The 19,406-nt window shown below is 46.8% G+C and carries 17 protein-coding genes, 5 tRNA genes and 1 pseudogene; 17 read left to right on the top strand and 6 right to left on the bottom strand.

The genetic code is table 11. From position 1 onward, the window contains the following. The first annotated feature begins 59 nt into the window (after positions 1 to 59). From arsS to HY807_08695, 10 genes are all read left to right on the top strand, one after another. Complete coding sequence (arsS, locus tag HY807_08740) at positions 60 to 1,004, top strand: arsenosugar biosynthesis radical SAM protein ArsS (GenBank protein MBI4826488.1); 945 nt, start codon at positions 60 to 62, stop codon at positions 1,002 to 1,004. A gap of 4 nt (positions 1,005 to 1,008) precedes the next feature. Beyond that, positions 1,009 to 1,188: a hypothetical protein gene (locus tag HY807_08735; GenBank protein ID MBI4826487.1), complete on the top strand. Its 180-nt coding sequence runs from the start codon at positions 1,009 to 1,011 to the stop codon at positions 1,186 to 1,188. A gap of 92 nt (positions 1,189 to 1,280) precedes the next feature. After that, entirely contained in the window at positions 1,281 to 1,649 is a 369-nt protein-coding gene (locus HY807_08730; GenBank protein MBI4826486.1) for a cytochrome c, read from the top strand. Positions 1,650 to 1,782: 133 nt separating this feature from the next. Then, a complete protein-coding gene (locus tag HY807_08725) occupies positions 1,783 to 2,319 on the top strand; it encodes an arsenate reductase (azurin) small subunit (GenBank protein MBI4826485.1) in 537 nt (178 codons plus the stop codon). Continuing rightward, on the top strand, positions 2,320 to 4,671 hold the full coding sequence (locus HY807_08720; protein MBI4826484.1) for a molybdopterin-dependent oxidoreductase: 2,352 nt from the start codon (positions 2,320 to 2,322) through the stop codon (positions 4,669 to 4,671). Positions 4,672 to 4,863: 192 nt separating this feature from the next. Next, complete coding sequence (locus tag HY807_08715) at positions 4,864 to 5,379, top strand: ubiquinol-cytochrome c reductase iron-sulfur subunit (protein MBI4826483.1); 516 nt, start codon at positions 4,864 to 4,866, stop codon at positions 5,377 to 5,379. 19 nt (positions 5,380 to 5,398) lie between these two features. Further along, positions 5,399 to 6,160, top strand: coding sequence for a sulfite exporter TauE/SafE family protein (locus HY807_08710; protein MBI4826482.1), 762 nt, complete (start codon positions 5,399 to 5,401; stop codon positions 6,158 to 6,160). 7 nt (positions 6,161 to 6,167) lie between these two features. After that, positions 6,168 to 6,935, top strand: a complete 768-nt coding sequence (locus HY807_08705; GenBank protein MBI4826481.1) for a cytochrome b N-terminal domain-containing protein — start codon at positions 6,168 to 6,170, stop codon at positions 6,933 to 6,935. Then, positions 6,932 to 7,627 carry a hypothetical protein gene (locus HY807_08700; protein MBI4826480.1) on the top strand — a complete coding sequence of 232 codons (696 nt, stop codon included), beginning with the start codon at positions 6,932 to 6,934 and terminating at the stop codon, positions 7,625 to 7,627. Before HY807_08705 ends, HY807_08700 begins: the two co-directional genes overlap by 4 nt. Before the next feature lie 113 nt (positions 7,628 to 7,740). Further along, complete coding sequence (locus tag HY807_08695) at positions 7,741 to 9,810, top strand: c-type cytochrome (GenBank protein MBI4826479.1); 2,070 nt, start codon at positions 7,741 to 7,743, stop codon at positions 9,808 to 9,810. Positions 9,811 to 9,878: 68 nt separating this feature from the next. On the opposite strand, the gene HY807_08690 is transcribed toward HY807_08695, so the two are convergent. Beyond that, positions 9,879 to 10,649, bottom strand: coding sequence for a Bro-N domain-containing protein (locus tag HY807_08690; protein ID MBI4826478.1), 771 nt, complete (start codon positions 10,647 to 10,649; stop codon positions 9,879 to 9,881). 85 nt (positions 10,650 to 10,734) lie between these two features. Next, a complete protein-coding gene (locus HY807_08685; protein ID MBI4826477.1) occupies positions 10,735 to 11,937 on the bottom strand; it encodes a DUF401 family protein in 1,203 nt (400 codons plus the stop codon). 81 nt (positions 11,938 to 12,018) lie between these two features. On the opposite strand from HY807_08685, the gene HY807_08680 reads away from it, so the two are divergent. Next, positions 12,019 to 14,367: a PBP1A family penicillin-binding protein gene (locus tag HY807_08680; protein ID MBI4826476.1), complete on the top strand. Its 2,349-nt coding sequence runs from the start codon at positions 12,019 to 12,021 to the stop codon at positions 14,365 to 14,367. After that, positions 14,368 to 14,658, top strand: coding sequence for a tetratricopeptide repeat protein (locus HY807_08675; protein ID MBI4826475.1), 291 nt, complete (start codon positions 14,368 to 14,370; stop codon positions 14,656 to 14,658). A 21-nt stretch (positions 14,659 to 14,679) separates the two neighbouring features. On the opposite strand, the gene nadB is transcribed toward HY807_08675, so the two are convergent. Then, the gene (gene nadB / locus HY807_08670) at positions 14,680 to 16,269 is read right to left on the bottom strand and encodes an L-aspartate oxidase (GenBank protein ID MBI4826474.1); all 1,590 of its coding nucleotides are present in this window, start codon (positions 16,267 to 16,269) and stop codon (positions 14,680 to 14,682) included. Positions 16,270 to 16,381: 112 nt separating this feature from the next. Between nadB and HY807_08665 the strand changes: the two genes are divergently transcribed. From HY807_08665 to HY807_08645, 5 genes are all read left to right on the top strand, one after another. Next, a tRNA-Pro gene (locus HY807_08665) sits at positions 16,382 to 16,458 on the top strand. Positions 16,459 to 16,468: 10 nt separating this feature from the next. Continuing rightward, positions 16,469 to 16,545 (top strand) — tRNA-Arg (locus tag HY807_08660). 117 nt (positions 16,546 to 16,662) lie between these two features. Continuing rightward, a tRNA-His gene (locus tag HY807_08655) sits at positions 16,663 to 16,738 on the top strand. Positions 16,739 to 16,972: 234 nt separating this feature from the next. Beyond that, a tRNA-Arg gene (locus HY807_08650) sits at positions 16,973 to 17,049 on the top strand. A 38-nt stretch (positions 17,050 to 17,087) separates the two neighbouring features. Continuing rightward, positions 17,088 to 17,163, top strand: a tRNA-Lys gene (locus HY807_08645). A 119-nt stretch (positions 17,164 to 17,282) separates the two neighbouring features. On the opposite strand, the pseudogene HY807_08640 reads toward HY807_08645, so the two are convergent. The 3 genes and pseudogenes from HY807_08640 to HY807_08630 form a co-directional block, all read right to left on the bottom strand. Further along, positions 17,283 to 18,251: pseudogene (locus tag HY807_08640) on the bottom strand (site-specific integrase). Continuing rightward, positions 18,251 to 18,421: a helix-turn-helix domain-containing protein gene (locus tag HY807_08635; GenBank protein ID MBI4826473.1), complete on the bottom strand. Its 171-nt coding sequence runs from the start codon at positions 18,419 to 18,421 to the stop codon at positions 18,251 to 18,253. Before HY807_08635 ends, HY807_08640 begins: the two are co-directional and overlap by 1 nt. A gap of 332 nt (positions 18,422 to 18,753) precedes the next feature. Next, positions 18,754 to 19,383 carry a YdbL family protein gene (locus tag HY807_08630; GenBank protein ID MBI4826472.1) on the bottom strand — a complete coding sequence of 210 codons (630 nt, stop codon included), beginning with the start codon at positions 19,381 to 19,383 and terminating at the stop codon, positions 18,754 to 18,756. Positions 19,384 to 19,406: the final 23 nt, after the last annotated feature.

Below are 19,406 nucleotides of genomic sequence, written 5' to 3'. Positions count from 1 at the left end.
AATTATTAATGGCATTGAACTTGCTTATTAATGCAAATGGGTCCTTTTAATTTAATTAAATGAACGACTTCGATAACACGCTGGATAAAAACGGGCTCTTCCCGCTGACTGCCCGGAACATATCGACACTTCAGGTCAATATAGGGTACAAGTGCAACCTACGCTGCACTCACTGCCACATCGAGGCATCGCCTGAGAGAAAGGAGATGATGTCATTAAAGACAATGACCGTGCTGATTAACATACTGATGGAAAACGAAAACATCAACACTGTAGATATCACAGGCGGCTCGCCTGAGCTCAACCCTTACTATAAATATTTTATCCTTTCATGCAGAAACATCTCCAGGGAGATTACAGCCCGCACTAACTTGGCGATACTTACCGAAGCAGGGAACGAAGACATTCCGGCATTTCTTGCGGAAAACAGGGTAAAGATAGTCGCCTCACTGCCCTGCTACACTGAAGACGGAGTAGACATCCAGAGGGGAAGAGGCACATACAATAAAGCCATATCAGCTTTAAAGAAGCTCAATACGCTGGGATACGGAAAATATAGTACAGGCCTCATCATAGATATCATGTTCAACCCTGCCGGAGCTGCGACTGCTCCTGACCAGAAGATGCTTGAGAAGGCTTACAGGGAAAAGCTGAAAGAGATGCACGGGGTGACCTTTAATAACCTCATCGCCTTAAGCAATATGCCTATCGGCAGGCTCGGCAAGTCAATGTCCGGCCATGCAACAGACAGCTATATAAAAGAACTGAAAGAGAAGTTCAATCCTGCCACGGTCGACAACCTCATGTGCAGGCATCTGATAAGCGTATCGCCTGACGGAAGGCTCTTTGACTGCGACTTCTGGCAGGCCTTTAATCTTAATATCAAGGCAAAGTTAGAGAACTTTGATTATGAGACGTTAAGTAATAGAAAGATACTCACAAGCCCCTTATGTTTTATGTGCACCGCAGGCGCCGGAGCGAGCTGCGGCGGTGCGCTGGCGTAGAAACATGAAGAAACTTCATAATGCCGTAGAGGACGATGTCAAAAAGCAGTTAAAGAAAGAACTGCTCGACACCTTCCGTAAATTCGGTTATCTGTCAGATGTGAAGGATTATGAAGTAACATTCCGCACGACTTCAGGAAACATAGCATGGATTAATATCAACAGCATAGAAATAATTAAGTAAGTTTCAAAACGGTTACTTCAACTCCCGCAATTGCGGGATTATTAAAGCCCGTTCACTTGGCAGAAATGCCACATGAGCGGGCTTTTTTTATTATGAAAACAACTTTGATACTCGTGATCATATTCTGCCTCATGAACATATCACATGTTTATGCTGAGGGAGATTCAGTTGTGCTTGAAGGCGGCAAATTATACGCGCATTACTGCGCCGTATGCCACGGCGTCAAAGGAGACGGCAAAGGATTCAACGCAAAGAACCTCGATCCGAGGCCTGCAGATCATACCGATGCAGAACTGATGAGAAGAAGGTCTGATAAAGACCTTTATGACGTGATCTACGGCGGCGGGAAAAAGGCCGGCAAGTCTGTGCTCATGCCACCGTGGGGAAATACATTCAGCAAAGATCAGATCAAGTCGCTTGTTCTGTATCTGAGAAAGCTGTGCAAATGTACAGAAGAATAATTTTAAAATCCCCCTGTTTCCCCCTTGGACAAGGGGGAATTAAATTCCCCTCTATAAAGAGGGGTTAGGGGTGTGTTCCAAGGCAGGGAGATTTTATAAATCAATTCTCAAAAACCAAAAAGGAGGAATGGAGATGAAAGTCAGAGAAAATGAAGTGTCAGAAGAAGGCGTAACACGCCGGAACCTTCTGAAGAGAGCGGGCTGCGCGGGAGCGGCTGCCCTTGTATTAGGCGGGCTGACCGGAAAAGCGTCGGCTTCCGGAGGCATTTATCCGCGGGTGAAGGTCGCCAACACCAAAGATCTTCAGGCAGGAAAGACGTTGAAGTTCGATTATCCGCTTGTCGGAAGAAAGAGCATCATTATGAACCTCAGATGCGCGGTTGAAGGAGGCGCCGGTGCTGACAAGAGCATCGTGGCGTACAGCATGTTCTGCACCCATCTCGGATGCGGGGTTGATATGGACAAGGGGAGCGGGATGCTGGTCTGCGAATGCCACCAGTCCGTTTATGACCCGAAGCAGAGCGGAAAGGTGATCGAAGGGCCTGCGCCAAGCAGCCTGCCGATGGTCTTGTTAGAGGTCGAGAAGAACGGGGACATCTATGCTGAAGGCGTTGCCGGACTTATTTACGGACTCAGAAATAATCTGCTTGACGGCGAGGAGGTCAAATAAATGAGCGATGAAAAGAAGTTTTCAAGAAGGGATCTATTAAAGGTATCAGCTGCAGGCGCTGCAGGAGCCTGTATCATGACGAACGGCGTTCCGGCATTTGCCTCAGGCCTCGGAGCGGCCAAGGCAACTGAATTTGTGGAGCTTCCGCCGGCAAATGCAGAGGCATACGAAACAGCATGCCGCTACTGCCATGTCATGTGCGGTTACAAGGTCTTTGTATGGCCGAAGGGCACAGGCAGAAAGCCTGAGAAGGAGAAGTTCTTCCCTGTTGAGAAGATGAGGGGAGACTGGCCGAATCAGGTATTCACGATAGAGACAATAAAAGGCGGCAAAGCAGTGAACATAATGGTCGTGCCTGATAACAAGGACATTGCAAGCGGATCAAACTACTCCGTCCGCGGCGCCTTCAACGCGCAGAGCTTATACTCTGAAAAACTTCCCACAAGGATACGCCTTAAAAAGCCGATGATCCGCAAGGGAGGAAAAGGAGGCGCTCTGACCGAGGTCTCATGGGATGAGGCATTGGCCTTCTGCGCTGTGAACCTTCAGAACATCATAAAGAAACACGGGCCTGACGCTGTCGGCGCGGTCTACGGCGACTGGGGCTATCTCCAGAACACGCACGCGCTTCTGAAATGGCTCTTCACAGGAATCAAATCAAGCACACTCGCGGGCAACGGCTACCTCTTCTGGGGCGATGAGAGCGCAGGGCTCGCGGATGTAGTAGGCGGCGGCACAAGGTCATTCACATCAGAGGATTTCACAAAGACCAAATGCATCTTCTGCGCGGGCAAGAATCTGAAAGACACAGGTTCATCATGGTACTACAACGCGCTTACGACCGGCGGCATGAACAAGGGCGACATCAAATTGATATTCGTTGACCCGAGAAAGACACAGATGGCTGCTGATGCTGAGAAAAGCGGCGGGCTATTCCTCCAGATCAATCCCGGGACAGACGCGATATTAGGCGCGTCATTGATGCACGTTATCGTCAAGAATGAGCTCTATGACAAAGACTTTGTGCAGAAACACACAACAGGTTTTGATACTCTCAAAGAGACGGTATTAAACAGCAGGTTCGCTCCTGAGAACGCCGAGACGGTCACAGGCATCCCTGCCGCAAAGATAAAAGCTGCTGCTGAGATGCTGGCTAAATACAAAGGCGAAACAATGGTCCTCTTTGAAAAGGGGATAATGCATCAGGTGACAGGTTATGAAAATGAAGTTTCATACAGCGCGCTCGGGATCATCCTCGGCAACGCGGGCAAACCCGGGGCATGCACATCCAGGGCAGGCGGACATCCGAGGGGAACATGGGCTGACCCGCCGGCGCCGAACGGCGACAGCTCCATGAGAAGCATCTGCGACAAGATCGACAAGGGCGAGGTCAAGGCGCTCTGGTCGTACATCAGCAATATCTACGTTCAGCTTCCCAATCTCTCCAAATATAAACCTCAGATCGATAAGATGTTCCTCATCGTAAATGAGATATACCCGACCGACACGACGGCTGCTGCTGATGTTGTCTTCCCGGCAGCGACATGGGGCGAGTGGAACACCATTCAGGCGAGCGAAGACCGCAGGATACATATCCAGCAGGGCTTCATGGATCCTCCGGGCGATGCAAAGCCCGACTGGTGGATCGTAGCTGAGCTTGCAAAACGCATGGGCCTGAGCGGCTTTGACTGGAAGAACGAGCAGGAGATATATGAGGAATGCAATGTCCAGACAAAAGGCGATTTCACCAGCGACATCTCCGAGATATCATGGAATGACCTGATGAAGGCAGGCACGAACGGCATTCAGTTCCCGTACAAAAACCGCAGGAGCATCTCAAGGCTCTATTCACCAGAGACTGAAGAGGTGATGGGAAGGCGTTTTAAACACAAGGACGGCAAGGCGCATCTCGATCCTGTTAAATCTCTGGCAGATCTGGATCCTTATAACCATCCTCTGAGAGACAAGATAACAGGCGATTATCCGTTATGGATGATAATGCACCGCGCGAATGAGATATGGAACACGGGATATAACTTTTACAGCAACGGCGCGAATCAGCCTCTCACGCCGGATCTCTATGAGAGGGTATCGGAACAGACCGTCAGCATCAATCCTGACGATGCAAAAACGATGGGAATAAAGAGCGGCGACTGGGTCACCCTGAATTCCAGGAACGGCAGCATGAAGGCCGTTGCCAAAGTAACTGACCTGACCACTCCGGGAGTTGTGGATGTCATGGCTCTTTATCCAAAGACCGAGGGCACGCCGAATATGGTCACAAGTGAAAAGGCGGATCCGAAGCTGGCAGAGTGGGACAGGATGGTGCCGGTGAATATTGTGAAAGTATAAGAATAGAGTTTAGACTTTGAAAAAAAGGGCGAGTCGCAGACTCGCCCTTTCCCATTTGTCATTCCGGCTTTTTATTCCCCCTTAACAAAGGGGGATACAGGGGGATGTTGAGATAAAACACACCCCTTACCCCTCTTTTTAGAGGGGAAGATTCCGGACAAGCCGGAATGACAGACTTAAAACGGATTAGCAATGACTACAGACATTCACAACACCGACATCACCCGCCGCTCATTCCTCAAGATAATAGGCATAGGCTCGTTCTTTATTAGCCTGGGAATTTCAGCGATTGCAGCAGTGAGGTTCTTCTTTCCGAGGGTGCTCTTCGAAGCGCCGTCAGTATTTAAGATCGGCAAGCCCGATGAATTTCTTTCTGAAGATAAAACCACAGAGGTTCAGGTTTATGAGATGTGGAAGAAAGAGCATGCGGTCTGGATAGTCAGGGAGAAGAACCGTTTATACGCAATACAGGCAAAGTGTACGCACTTAGGGTGCACACCCAACTGGTTCAGCGATGACAAGGTATTTAAATGCCCATGCCACGGCAGCCGGTATCACGCTGACGGAGTGAACTTCGCAGGGCCCGCGCCAAGGCCGCTTGACCGTCTGGGAATATCTATTGATGACAACAAGGTTATATCCATTGACAAGAGCAGGACTTATACATTTAAGGATTTTGATAAGCCCGGGGTGTACATTGAGGTATGATCTCAGTGATAATGAACTTATGGACGAACTAATAATATCAACTTATTTTCTTGCTTTCCTGTTTTTCATAGTGGCTTTAGCCTATTCATCAGTCGGCCTGGGCGGAGGGTCGTCATTCACCGCTTTAATGGCTATCTTCGGGGTGAGCTTTCTGGCCATTCCTGCGATATCCCTGATACTCAATATCATTGTTACTTCAGCCGGAAGCTTCAACTTTATCCGGAACAAACATGCGCGCATCCGCCTTATCCTTCCGTTCTTTATCTCATCCGTTCCAATGTCTTATATCGGCGGATCACTGAGGCTGCCGAAAGAGATCTTCTCGTGGATACTCCTGATCACCCTGATCCTTGTTGCATTGCGCATATATTTCTTCAAGGATACAACGATAAAATTAAATTTAAGCAGCAGGCAGAAACTCATCATTTCATTGATCGCCGGAGCGCTCCTCGGGCTTATCGCGGGAATTGTCGGGATCGGCGGCGGGATATACCTTGTTCCATTGATAATCATCTTAGGGCTGGGCTCTGAGAAAGAGGCCGCAGCCTGCGGCGTGATATTCATCTGGGTTAATTCTCTCTCCGGGTTAGCGGCACGGCTGCAGGAGCATCCTATCGATATCGCACAGCTTCTCCCTCTGATAATTGCGGTATTGATCGGGGGAAGCCTCGGATCATACATGGGCTCCTTTAAATTATCTCCTTCAACTATGCAGAAAGTTTTAGGCGGCATCATTATTGTCGCGATCTTCTTTTTGACAAAGAAGATATTGTTTGCCTGACCGGATAATGAGATTGAAGACTAAAATAAGTTTCTTGAACAGAATTAAAGATTCGCGTATCTACAGATCCATATTCCGTCACGATTACGAAGACACAAAGAAGAACAGGGTTCTTCAGATAAGGTCTAACGTATTTCTGCATCTGCATCCTGTGAAGATGCCGGAGCACGCATTCAGGATACGTTTTACATGGTGCCTCGGGGGCATGACATTCTTTCTTTTTCTGGTTGAAGTGATAAGCGGATTACTATTGATGTTCTATTACCGTCCCATAACTGAATACGCGTATACTGACATGAGATATCTCAGGTTCGATGTCCCTTTCGGCGTCATCCTCAGAAATATCCACCGCTGGGCAGCGCATCTTATGGTGACCACCGTTATCCTTCATATGCTGAGGGTATTTCTCACCGGCTCGTATAAGCCGCCCCGCGAGTTCAACTGGGTGGTTGGAGTTGTACTGCTTGTCGTCACTTTACTGCTCAGCTTTACAGGATATCTTCTGCCGTGGGACCAGCTCTCATACTGGGCGGTCACTGTCGGTACGAACATGATAAGCGCGACGCCTCTGCTTGGAAATGAAGGGCCTTTTTCACTCGTCAACAAATATAACGACATCCGCTTCATGATACTCGGAGGGACGGAGATAGGGACAAACGCGCTCCTGAGATTCTATGTGATGCACATCGTACTGCTGCCTGTTATCGGCATTATCTTTATGGCAGTTCATTTCTGGAGGATAAGAAAGGACGGAGGTATATCAAGGCCGCTATGAACAAGAGAGAGACACATTCAAAATATGTCTGGCCTGATCTGGTCATTATGGAGTTCTTAACAGCCGTTGCATTGACGGTTATTCTGATGGTATGGGCGCTGCTTGTAAACGCGCCTCTGCTTGAGATGGCATCGCCCGGCATATCTGAGAATCCTTCGAAAGCGCCGTGGTATTTTGTGGGATTGCAGGAGCTGCTCGTCTACTTCGATCCCTGGATAGCAGGCGTCATGATACCGATAATAATCGTCTTATGTCTGATGATGATCCCTTATCTCGACAACAACCCGGAAGGAAGCGGCAGGTATTCATTCACCATCCGAAAGTTCGCCGTTCTGAATTTCATCTTCGGTTTCTCCATGTGGTGGCTTTTGATATTGGCGGGGTATTTCTTCAGGGGGCCGAACTGGCAGTTATACTGGCCGTGGGAGTCATGGGAGGCACTCAAGGTGACAGAAGAGAGTTTGTGGAGCCTAAGCACTGAAGCAGGCGTTGCAAGCCTGATTATTTATTTTGGGTTGGGAATGCTGCTTCCATATTTGTACGGGAAAAATTTCTGCAAAAAGTTAGGCGCTTTCAGATACATGATAGTTATGATTTCACTTCTGTTGATGTACGCTGTCCCGATAAAGATATTCCTACGGCTTGTCTTCAATATTAAATATGTACTTGTTACGCCCTGGTTTAATGTATGAGTTTTTCTTATGAATATCGCAATCACTCAAAAGCATGTCATTCCCGCAAGCGAAGCGCGTCGGGAATCTTCTTTGTGAAACGATTCCGGACAAGCCGGAATGACTAAAAACTAATGCAATTAAAAACTAATCAAATTGCATTGATAGCCCTATTCTGTTCCGCCCTTCTCGGTGTCACTCTCTGGGCGCTCTACGCAGAATACAACCGGCCGTGGAAAGAATATCAGCGCGGATCAGGAGGCGCAGGGATCAATCAGATATGGCTCCGGGACCTTGGTATAACAGACCGCTGCACCACCTGTCATCAGGGCGCGGATGATATCAAATTCGCCAATGAAGAACAGCCGTTCAAGACCCATTCGGGAGATTACCTGAAGCAGCATCCTATTGAAAGGTTCGGCTGCGTCATCTGCCATGAAGGACAGGGTGAAGCGTTGACAGCAGAGGCTGCGCATGGTGAAGAGAAGAATTGGACAAGGCCGATACTGAGAGGCGCTCAGTCACATTCGTCCTGTGTGAAATGCCACCTGATAAACAATGATATGCCGCTTGATATTTCTTTTCCGGGGGCTGAGAAGTTTATTCAGGGCAGAAGGCTCTTTATGGAAAAAAACTGTATCGGATGTCACAAACTTTCAGGATATGAAAGGCCGGAGCGCATCGCCCCTGCCCTGACCTTGATAGGCAGCAAGGTCAGCGGAGAGTGGCTGCGATCATGGTTGAAGGATCCACAGGATTATCTGCCTGATTCAAAGATGCCGCGCTTCCGGCTGAGCGATGAAGAGATCGGTTATGTCGCGGATTATTTAATGAGTAACTCCCCCCTCCCCCCTCTTAAGCTAAGAGGGGGTGCCGAAGGCGGGGGTGTTAATTTAAGAATGGGCAAGGGGGAGGGTGAAACCCTCGTCAACTCCCTCGGCTGCCTCGGCTGTCACAAGATCAATGAAAAAGGCACAGCCTTCGGCCCTGACCTTTCTGATATCGGGAATAAAGTTAAATTAGATTGGCTCTTGCAGTTTTTAAAGAACCCGAAATCTTATGATCCCAGGACGATAATTCCGGACTTCAAGATACCAGAGAAAGATATCCCTGCCATCACTGAGTATCTCATGAGTTTGAAAAAAGAAAAACATAATATACAAAATCCCCCTGTTTCCCCCTTGAACAAGGGGGAATTAAATTCCCCTCTAATAAGAGGGGTTAGGGGTGTGTTCCCCTCTTTAGAAAAGAGTAGTGAGGGGAAACTTTCAGACAATATCGAGAAAGGCAGAACACTGGTCAAAGAACTCGGATGCAGAGGATGCCATGAGATAGAGAAACTCACTTTTGAGAATAACGCGCCTGAACTTGACGGTATAGGAGAAAAGCGTGTCGCCGAACTCGTCTTCAGCAATATAAACGGTATTGAGAAGAACCTCATCAACTGGCTGAAGATCAAGGTTAAAGAGCCGGGAAGATTTGCCACTGACAAGATCGTCACAAAGATGCCGGACTTCAATATAAACGATGAAGAGACAGATGCGCTTGTCACATTTCTCATCAGCATCAAGGATAATGATATCCCTCAAAAATATAAGCGCGTGCTGGTTGACCATGAGGCTGCTGAATCCAAGGGAAAAAGGCTGTTAGAAAAGTACAACTGCACCGGCTGCCATAAGATAAATAATGTAGGCGGAGTTGTCGGCCCGGACCTCACACAAGAGGCGAAAAAGGCGAGGCCGGAATGGCTGTCAGGTTTTTTAAAAGCTCCTGTCAAGATAAGGCCTGAAGGGATACTCATGGCGCGCATGCCTGATTTTAATCTGTCTGAAAAAGAGAGCAATGGCATAATCGAATATCTGTCATCTCTTTCAGGTGTGTCATATCCGTACAATTTCGAGCCCAAGCAAGAAGCGCAAGCGGAAGAGATCAATGACGGAGAAAAACTTTATCATGATATCTTCGGATGCGTTGCCTGCCACACACTAAATGGACAGGGCGGCAAAGTTGGCCCTGACCATACTGACATTGCAAGCACGTTAAAAAGGGAATGGATCGAGCAATGGCTTAAAGACCCGCAGAAGATAAAAGCGGATGTGAGGATGCCGAAGTTCAAATTCGAGGATTGGGAGTTTGAGGCGCTGACCGATTATCTCATGACACGCGGGCAGTACAGGTTTGTTGAGATTAAAGAGAAGGATTGAATATTACTTGAAATTTTCATCTGTCTCCCAGTTTAAAGGATTGTTGATAATGTATTCACGTATTTTATTTAATTCAGGTTCGCTGCGTATAATGTGTTCGTAGTAATACCGGCAATATCCCCTCCGGCTTTAGCATCTGATTTAAGTTTGTTCATGCCTTGTGAATCTTCATTGCGGTGAATCTCCGTGGCAGACCTCTCCCCAAGCATGTTAAAGATCAGTTCAAAATCATCCATATGGTCCCGCAGGTTTTCACGCTTTAAGCCTTTGAGATTCTTATACTCACCCGGTGTTACTCCAAAAGTGGCTTTGGATATCTCAGCCGTCAAAATCTCATAGTCCTTCTCCTCTTTTGCTCCCCGCTCTTTCCATTCATCAGTCAGCTCTTCTCTGATAGCTATTCCGCGCATCCTTTTTTCAATCCAGTCATCTGAATAGCCTTTGAGTTTGTAAAGCATTCTTGTTCTTTTAGTGGCAAGTTCAGGGTTTTCAATCTCCTGTATCCTTTCATACCCGACTTTGGCAAGCCAACGTTTGAATGGTTCTGCCTTGGGCGAAGGGATAGACTGGATGATACGGAAAATGCCTTCAGTATTAGAACAATCAGTCTCACGCATTTTTCCATCTGGAGCTTGCAATTTAAACTGTCGACAAATTGTCGACGGTTCAAATCCATCTTCTTCTTTGACTCGTATCTTCATTTTAAACCAATAGTCTCTTGCATTTACGCTATCCGTCAGTGCTGCTACAACATCAACAACCGAGAACCACCATTCATCATTATGAATTGTCTTTCTGATCTTCTTGCCCTTAAACAATGCGATTTTGGTATCTTCCATATTTATTCTCCTGTTAAATATATTGATAATATTACCTCTTCCTGAAGCTAATTATTATAGATTAGCAAAAGCCCCCTTTGTCAGGTCACTGCCAGTAACGGCTGGATACGAAATACTCAATCAGCGCGACAACCATTATCAGCACACATACTTTAATGGTATTTCTGTAGATCATGTTCATTGACGCTTTGAAATATTCCCTTGTCAGCACAAGGCAGAGATGCACAGGCGAGAGGAGCACACCGACATATCCCGATGCGAACGCAAAAGAGATAGCTCCGATATGATGCACGCCATCCAGCCCCAGGATGATCGGAAAGGTGCTGCCGACAAATCCGACAGTAAGTCCTGTGAGGAGCCCATAGATAAACGGCAGAAAGAAGAGCACCGGCAGGACAGGGATGTTTTCTTCAGTGAAGAATCTGCTTATGTTCACTACCGCGCCTGAATTATTCAAGACCGCCTTGAAGGTCATGGCGCCGAGTATTATCAGAACTATCTCCCATGAAAAGCCTTTTTTTAAAGTCTGCAATATATCTTTTATCGAATACCGGAAGACAACGAACATGCTGACGATCACAAGGCTGAGGCATATTGATAAATTCATATGGAAGATTATTACCATGACCAGAATGGCTGACAAAGGGATAAAGCTCACAAGCCCGGCACGCGAGATCTTTTTAAATCCTTCTCTCTGCCTCCCGATTCCTTTCAGCCCCCACAAGGTTCCTCCTATCATGAGGCACAAGGCATATGGCAGATTGGCGAACATAATCTGTCTCAGCGAATATGATGTAATGGCAGACGCGAGGATCACACCGGGGTAGAGAGGGAGCATGAACTCCCACGGATGCCTGAACATATAATTTATGAACGCCTTCTTCTCCTGGGAGACGTCGATGTTCTTTGACGCCTCATCCACCATGGGCGCTGAAAAGAGCGCGCCGCCCATTGATGGCAGCAGCCCGATAAGCGCGGGCATTGACGCCATGAGTACCCTCCTGTCCATGACCATCCCCCTGAAAGAATCCATCATCTGCTGCATGATGCCGTTTTGCCGCATGACGTTCTCAAATATCCTGATGAGAATGAGCGCTGTGATAAGGCTGATCGTTGTCTTATCCGTGCTGCCGGCGTAGAAGGCCTTTAGAAAATCGAGCGGCGCAAGCAGATACAGAAATGCGAGGATAACTGACGAGAGAGACATCACGACACCGAGGTTCCACTTTCTCTTCAGGAGAACCACCATAATGACGAGAACCGATATTATCTTGATGATGTCAATCATTGTTAATTATACAAGAGACGCGGATGAAGTAACGAGGGGGAAATTGACTCTCATTCAGCATCAAGACTATAATTCTTTGTTATGAAACGCATTCTCTTCAGGACAATTATCATCCTCTTCGTTTTAGGCCTCGGCCTGGGCATAGGCGCTTATCTCGCCGTGCTTGAAGGCATCCCTGACATAGAAGAGATCAAAAAATACGCGCCTGCCAACGGGACAAAAGTATACGCCGACGATGACACTATTATAGGCGAATTAAAGATCGAGAAAGGCATACACGCGCCTATAAGCGAGGTGCCTGAACATTTAGTGCAGGCGCTTGTCTCAGTCGAAGATTCCAATTTTTGGGTTCACAGGGGCATTGATTACATAGCTATCTTAAGGGCATTGGCAAAGGATGTGATCGCAGGCAGGATAAAAGAGGGAGCCAGCACCATAACGCAGCAGCTTGCAAAGGTTCTCTTTCTAACACCTGAAAAAACAGTGCTTAGAAAGCTTAAGGAGGTCGCTCTCGCCTTCAAAATTGAGAAGAATCTTACAAAGAAAGAGATACTTGAGCTTTATCTTAACAAAGTATATTTTGGACATGGCGCATACGGCGTAAAGATGGCGGCAAAAACATACTTTGGTAAACCTGTATCCAACCTTGACCTCGCGGAATCCGCCCTTATAGTCGGACTTATAAAGGCGCCCAGCACTTATTCCCCTTACAGCAATCTGGACAAGGCAAAGCAGAGACAGTATACCGTCCTGAGCAGGATGCTCAAGGAGAAATATATAAGCCGGGAAGAAATGGATAAGGCTTACAAACAGCCGCTTCACCTCTCAAGTGTCAGGTCCGCAGGGTATACCCCGAACTATTTTCTTGAATATATAAGGAAATACCTTGAGGATAAATACGGCATAGAGATGGTCTATAAAGGCGGCCTCAGGGTCTATACCACTTTGAATAAGGATATGGAGATAGCAGCGGTCAAAGCCCTTCAAAAAGGGCTTGAAGATCTCGATAAAAGGCAGGGCTTCAGAGGGGCACTCGGGCAGAAAGATCTTGATTTCGCAAAAGAGCTCAAGGATAGGGAGACATTTGATAAGGTGATTATGGAGGCCGGGGACATCATGACCGGCGTAGTCCTAAAGGTAACTGAGCAGGAGGCGGCGGTTAAAGCAAAAGGGATAATCGGCAGGCTATTGCTCAAAGATGCGGAATGGGCCGCAAGGCTCATAGACCAGAAAGGAAAGACGATCAAAGAGTTCAGGGACCTGAAGCTTAACAAGATACTTAAACCCGGCGATATAATAATGGTCAAGGTAAAAACGATATGGAAGAATGAACCTGTATTTGAACTTGAGCAGGAACCGCGTGTACAGGGCGCGGTGATAGCGATGGAGCCTTCAACCGGCTATATCAGGGCGATCGTCGGAGGATATGACTTCAGCAAAAGCGAGTTCAACAGGGCTATCTTCGCCGAAAGGCAGGCAGGCTCTGTTATAAAACCGCTTATCTACGCGGCTGCCATGGATAACGGCTATACACCCGCAAGCGTGATCATTGATGAGCCTATCGTGTTTGAGAACGCGGAGTTAGGCGACTGGAAACCGGGAAACTACGATAATAAATATAACGGGGCAACACGGCTGAGAGACGCGCTCGCGCACTCAAGAAATATAATAACGATAAAACTTCTTCAGGATATAGGCGTAGAAAAGGCTGTAAACTTCATGAACTCTCTCGGCCTCAACGGGCCTTTTCCCCGCGACCTTACGCTCGCGCTCGGCAGCCTGAGCCTGACCCCAGTAGAGATAACTTCGGCATTCTCGGTATTTGCCAATGACGGGGTCAGAATGGAGCCTATCGCCGTAAAATATATCATTGACGCAAACGGGAACACGATCGAGAGCAACAGGCCAAACGGCGCAAGGGTGATAACTTCTCAGACCGCTTTTCTTGCGACATCAATGCTTGAAGATGTCGTCAACTACGGCACAGGCATGCGGGCAAAGGCGCTTAACAGGCCGGCAGCAGGAAAGACCGGCACAACAAACGATTATATAGACGCGTGGTTCGTAGGCTACACCCCGGATCTGGCAGCCGGGGTATGGGTAGGTTTTGATGACCGTCAGACGCTCGGTAAGAGAGAAACAGGTTCAAAAGCTGCTCTTCCTGTGTGGGTAGATTTCATGAAGGAGGCCATCCCCTTAAGCGAAAGCGCCAGGCCTTTCCCGGTCCCTGACGGTATAGTCACAGCCGTCATAGACCCTGTGACAGGGCTTCTTGCTACAAATGATACTGAAAAACTGGTAGAATTCTTTAAGGAAGGCACAGTGCCGACCGGTTATTCAGCAGGCATTTCCAGAGAGAAGATCATTATGCAGAAAGAGGAACTTAAAAAAACAACGCCCGAATCCGTTCAGGGCGGGATGGAGGATTAAATGAAAAAATTACTTTTCACAATCTTATTGCTGCTTCTTTCAGCTTCTATATGCAGGGCGGACGAAGATCTTATGAAAAAAGCATACTCATACTATTATCAGGGGAAGATGGCGCAGGCGATAGTGCTTATGCAGGAGGCATCTGCCGGGAACCCGGCTCCGGAACAACTCTACTTTATCGGTTATGCCTATTACAAGCTTAAGGACTTCAGCAACTCAAGGAAGTACTTTGACGAGGCGTATAAGCTTGATAATAACTATGCCCCTGTAAAAACAAAGGCAAAAGAATAGATCAGAAGCAGGCCAAGCGGGTCATTCTCCCTGCCCTATCCAGAAGATTCCTTCATCCTTGCGGCATGCGGTATGCCTGTTCCACTTCTGCCCTCTTACCTTGAAGTCGGACCGGAAGTGGGCGCCTATGCTCTCTTTTCTGAAAAGGGCGGAATTAACAATAATATCCGCAGATGTCAGCATGTTCTTCAGCTCAAGCTCCCTCCTGCCGCTGAAGTGCGCATCCAGAACAAATGCCCATTTAGTCAGATGCTCCTTTGCGATGCTCAATGATTCATTGCACCTGATTATGCCGACCTTTTCCCACATGACCTTTCTGAGAGAATACCTTATCTTTTCCGTATCAATAGGCTTGGCTGTATCCGGCATCAAAGGAAGGCTGTCAATAGGATGCTCTGACTCGGCATATCCGGCAGTATCCACATACTTCAGCGCGGCCCTGCCTGCCCTCGTCCCAAATACAAGGCCTTCAAGAAGGCTGTTTGAGGCAAGCCTGTTAGCGCCGTGAACTCCTGTGCACGCAACCTCACCGGCGGCAAAGAGGCCTTTAATACTTGTTTCACTGTTGAGATCGGTCTTCACCCCGCCCATAATGTAATGCGCAGCAGGAGTTACCGGAATCATCTCCCTTGTAATATCTATGTTGAAGCTGAGGCATGTCTTATATATCTGCGGAAAGCGCTTCTTGATAAAATTATGGTCAAGATGAGAGATATCAAGAAAGACATGCTTTGCCTCTGTATTGACCATCTCTGATACTATCGCCCTGCTTACTACGTCCCTTGGCGCAAGCTCAGCCAGCTCATGATATAAATGCATGAACCTCTCGCCTTTTATGTTCTTCAGCACGGCGCCTTCGCCTCTCATCGCCTCGCTCAGCAGAAACGGCGGAGCTGAAGGATAAAAGAGCGTTGTCGGATGGAACTGAATAAACTCCATGTCAGTCAGCAATGCGCCTGCCCTGTAGGCTATGGCCATCCCGTCAGCGGTCGCGATAGAGGGATTCGTGGTTCCTGCAAAAAGCTCCCCTGCCCCGCCTGTTGCAAGCACAACCGCCTTTGCGTAGATATCTACTATCTCGCCCTTTCTCAGAACCCTTGCGCCCACACACCTGTTGTCAGCTATGATCAGGTCAAGAGTAAATGAAAAATCATATCTTGTGATCGAAGGGAATGTGCGGACTTTATTGATCAGGGTGCGTTCTATCTCTTTGCCGGTTGAATCACCGTGGGAGTGAAGTATCCTCTTCCTTGAGTGCGCAGCCTCACGCGAGAAATCAAGCTTGCTCCCGTCCTTGTCAAACTCCGCGCCCCAGGATATAAGGTCAAGGATAAGGTCAGGCCCCTCGTTAACCATGACCTTTACGGCCTCTGCGTCGCACAGCCCGTCACCCGCCTTGATGGTGTCATCATAGTGAATGCCTATCTCATCCTCATCACTGAGAGCGACGGCTATCCCGCCCTGCGCATACTCGGTGCTGCTCTCGGTCGGTTTGTCTTTTGTAAGGACGATGATGCTGCCTTTTGAAGATGCAAGTTCGATGGCTGCCCTTAAGCCGGCAACCCCTCCGCCTATTACGAGAAAATCCGCTGTTTTAACAGAGGGATTCATGGTAAAAAAACTATATAGTATTTGATATGTTAAGTCAATTTAGCTTCTTCTTACGGCATTTGCTCTTTTTTGATGCGTTATTTAGTATAATAACCGTTCATAATAAATTGTACGGGGCGTAGCGCAGCCTGGTAGCGCGCCTGCTTTGGGAGCAGGATGCCGGGGGTTCGAATCCCTCCGCCCCGACCAATTATAAAGAGCGCCTGTAGCTCAGTCGGATAGAGCAACTGCCTTCTAAGCAGTAGGCCAGAGGTTCGAATCCTCTCAGGCGCACCATTGAGATCATATAACTCAGAATCATCAGAGCTTAAAGTTTAGTACAATAGTTGAAAATTTCGGTTTTATAGTTAAGAATAGTAGTCAGGTTTCCCTGAATAATTAATTTGTTTTATGGTGAGTGTAGCTCAGTCGGCAGAGCATCTGATTGTGGTTCAGAGGGTTGCGGGTTCAATCCCCGTCACTCACCCCAATTTTTAAAACAGCAGTTTAGAGTTAATCTCTTAGGGTCTAATTCCCCGCAGCTCTGCTGCGATCTGATATGATGAGAAGAGACAATAATGAACTATGTGAAGAATCAAGGGCGAAATCCAAAAGAGTATGAGAGAATTTATAATAATAAGCAGTTAGTCTTGTTTGAGCAGTAAGTTTTTGATACCTCGTTCAGCTCTGCTGCGAGGTAGTTCATTAGTTTTTTGATTCGGTAGCGCCTGTAGCTCAGTGGATTAGAGCATCGGCCTCCGAAGCCGAGGGTCGGAGGTTCGAATCCTCTCAGGCGCGCCAAAAAAGACAAGGCTTATAGTATAATTTCGTATTTTGCAGGGCCGTTAGCTCAGTTGGTAGAGCAGCTGACTCTTAATCAGCGGGTCGTAGGTTCGAATCCTACACGGCCCACCATTATTTTCAAGAGGTTGCGAGGTTTTAACTGTAGACACTTCTTCCGAGGTGTCCATATAGGTGCCACTAAACTTCTCTAATTTCTTTATCTCATCCTGCTCGAAGCTCTCTGGTGTTGCCACATAGTATTTATTAGTCGTGGTTATCAGCTCATGCCCCATCCATTTTTGCAATACATTTGGTGACACACCCATCAATACGCAATCAGTAGCAAAGACTCTTCTCAGATCATGGAACCTTACATCTTTAAGACCTGCCATCTTTACAGCAAGATTGAATGCCTTCTTAATATCTTTGAAGGGCCTGCCATAAGAATCATGAAAAACGTATTCGCCCCTTTTCTTATCTTGAAGCAAAAATAATTCATCCCTGACCGTATCAGTTAGAGGCACCGCCCTGCTCTTTCCGCCCTTTCCATCTTCTACCCATAACTTATTTGCATCAAAATCAATATGTTTCAACTTAAGATTAAGGATTTCTTTTTTCCTAAGTCCGGATTGCATATCAGAGATAACTAATGATTTCATGTAGTGAGCCTTAGGTAATTTTGAACAAGCATCAATGAGTTGTTTTCTTTCATCCATCGGTAAATATCTACCACGAGGTTTTTCTTTATCAAGCTTAATGCCCTTTGCAGGATTATCTCTAAGAAAACCCCATTGAATAGCCTTAGAAAATACACCCTTTAAGATATTGATTTCTCTATTGACCATACAGACGCCGACCTGTCCTGATCTATCAGACTGATAAGACTCAATATGATAGCGTGTTATCTGATGCAGTAAAGAATCACCAAAATATTTAACAAGCTTTTTGCAGACACTAATATAATCTCTTTCAGACCTTTTTCTTGAGGCATGTTTCTTAAGGTAATCAGGAATAAAATCTTTAAACTTGATTTGTATAAAAGACCTTTCAGGAAACATCTTCTTTTCAGCGATCTCATTCTTAAGTTTTATTTCATACTGTTCAGCTAATTTAATAGATGGGTGACCATGCGGAAACAAACGCCTTTTATTATGTTCATCACGCAGACGAACATAATGCATAAAACAGTTCCGAGTCTTATTCCATTTATGGACAATCATTAAACAAAACCCTTTGACTCAAGTTCGAGAATATAAGCAAGAGGAAATCTTACAGACCTGCCAAATTTGACAGCTTTCAATTTACCCTCATGCTTCCATATACGAAGAGTATTGATAGGAAACTTCCATCTTTCAGCAAGGTCTTTATATGTAAGGAATACGTCTTTCATTTGTTATTTTTTTATCAAATCAGAAAACTTCTTTTTAAATGATTTCTCTGTCATATCGCAACCTCAATTTTATGGGTGTCCATACAAGTGCCACACAGACACGAATATGCAGAGTGTTCAATAAACATCAATGAACCTCCATAAATCTTTTGTTGATGAAATCAAGATACTTAGCGGAGTCAGGCGTGATAAGGCTTTGCGGGTGTTTTGACCTTTTAAAACTCTTAATCAGCGGGTCGCAGGTTCGAATCCTGCACGGCCCACCATTAAAAAAAGAAAAAGGCCAGCCTTCATAGGCTGGCCTTTCTTTTTGGTAAATATGCAGTTGCTTTTTATTTCTGTTCCCAGCTTCCGTCCTGACCTTGGATCCACCAGCCCTGTTTGGCATTCTTGATCCAGCTTTCCGCAAATATCTTCTTAACATCAGGTATCTTCTCAGGCGTGAAGTTATTGGCCTTTGCAATCTCCGCATAGAGCGCTTCACGGTCACTGTTCTCAGCCTCAATAAGTCGGGTAAGCGCAGCCTTGTCCTTTAAAGATAATCCGCTGGTGTTGCGCACGGCAAGCAGCCCGTCACGGGAGATCCCGGCATTTCCGCTCTCCATGAATGGCTTGATGGAGGCTGACCGCTCTTGTATGGATTCTTTCAAAGCCCTGATCGCGGGAGTTGTGATATTAATGTCAGCATCCTGGGCATAAGCAGATGAAGGCCCGAAGAATGAGAATAAGGATCCTGAATCATCCTGTATCATGCTCTGCGGTTCATTCTGCTTCTTCTGTTCATCCAGCTTCTGCTGCTCTTCCTGTTTTTGCCTGTTCTTCTCGCCCCATACCTCTTCCACTATCTTATCCGCAGCCTCCGCAACGGCAGCCGCAGGGAAATAGATATTTATGGTTACGCAGGACGAAATAAAGAAGACCAGAGAACATAGAACCGATCTTTTGAGCAATATCTTTTTCATGGTTAAGCCTCCTGATAATGATT

It is taken from the genome of Nitrospirota bacterium, assembly GCA_016207885.1.
In the GTDB taxonomy this organism is placed as follows: Bacteria; Nitrospirota; Thermodesulfovibrionia; order UBA6902; family UBA6902; genus JACQZG01.
Note: the sequence above shows the minus strand (reverse complement) of the source record. Positions and strands in the feature narration are given on the sequence as shown.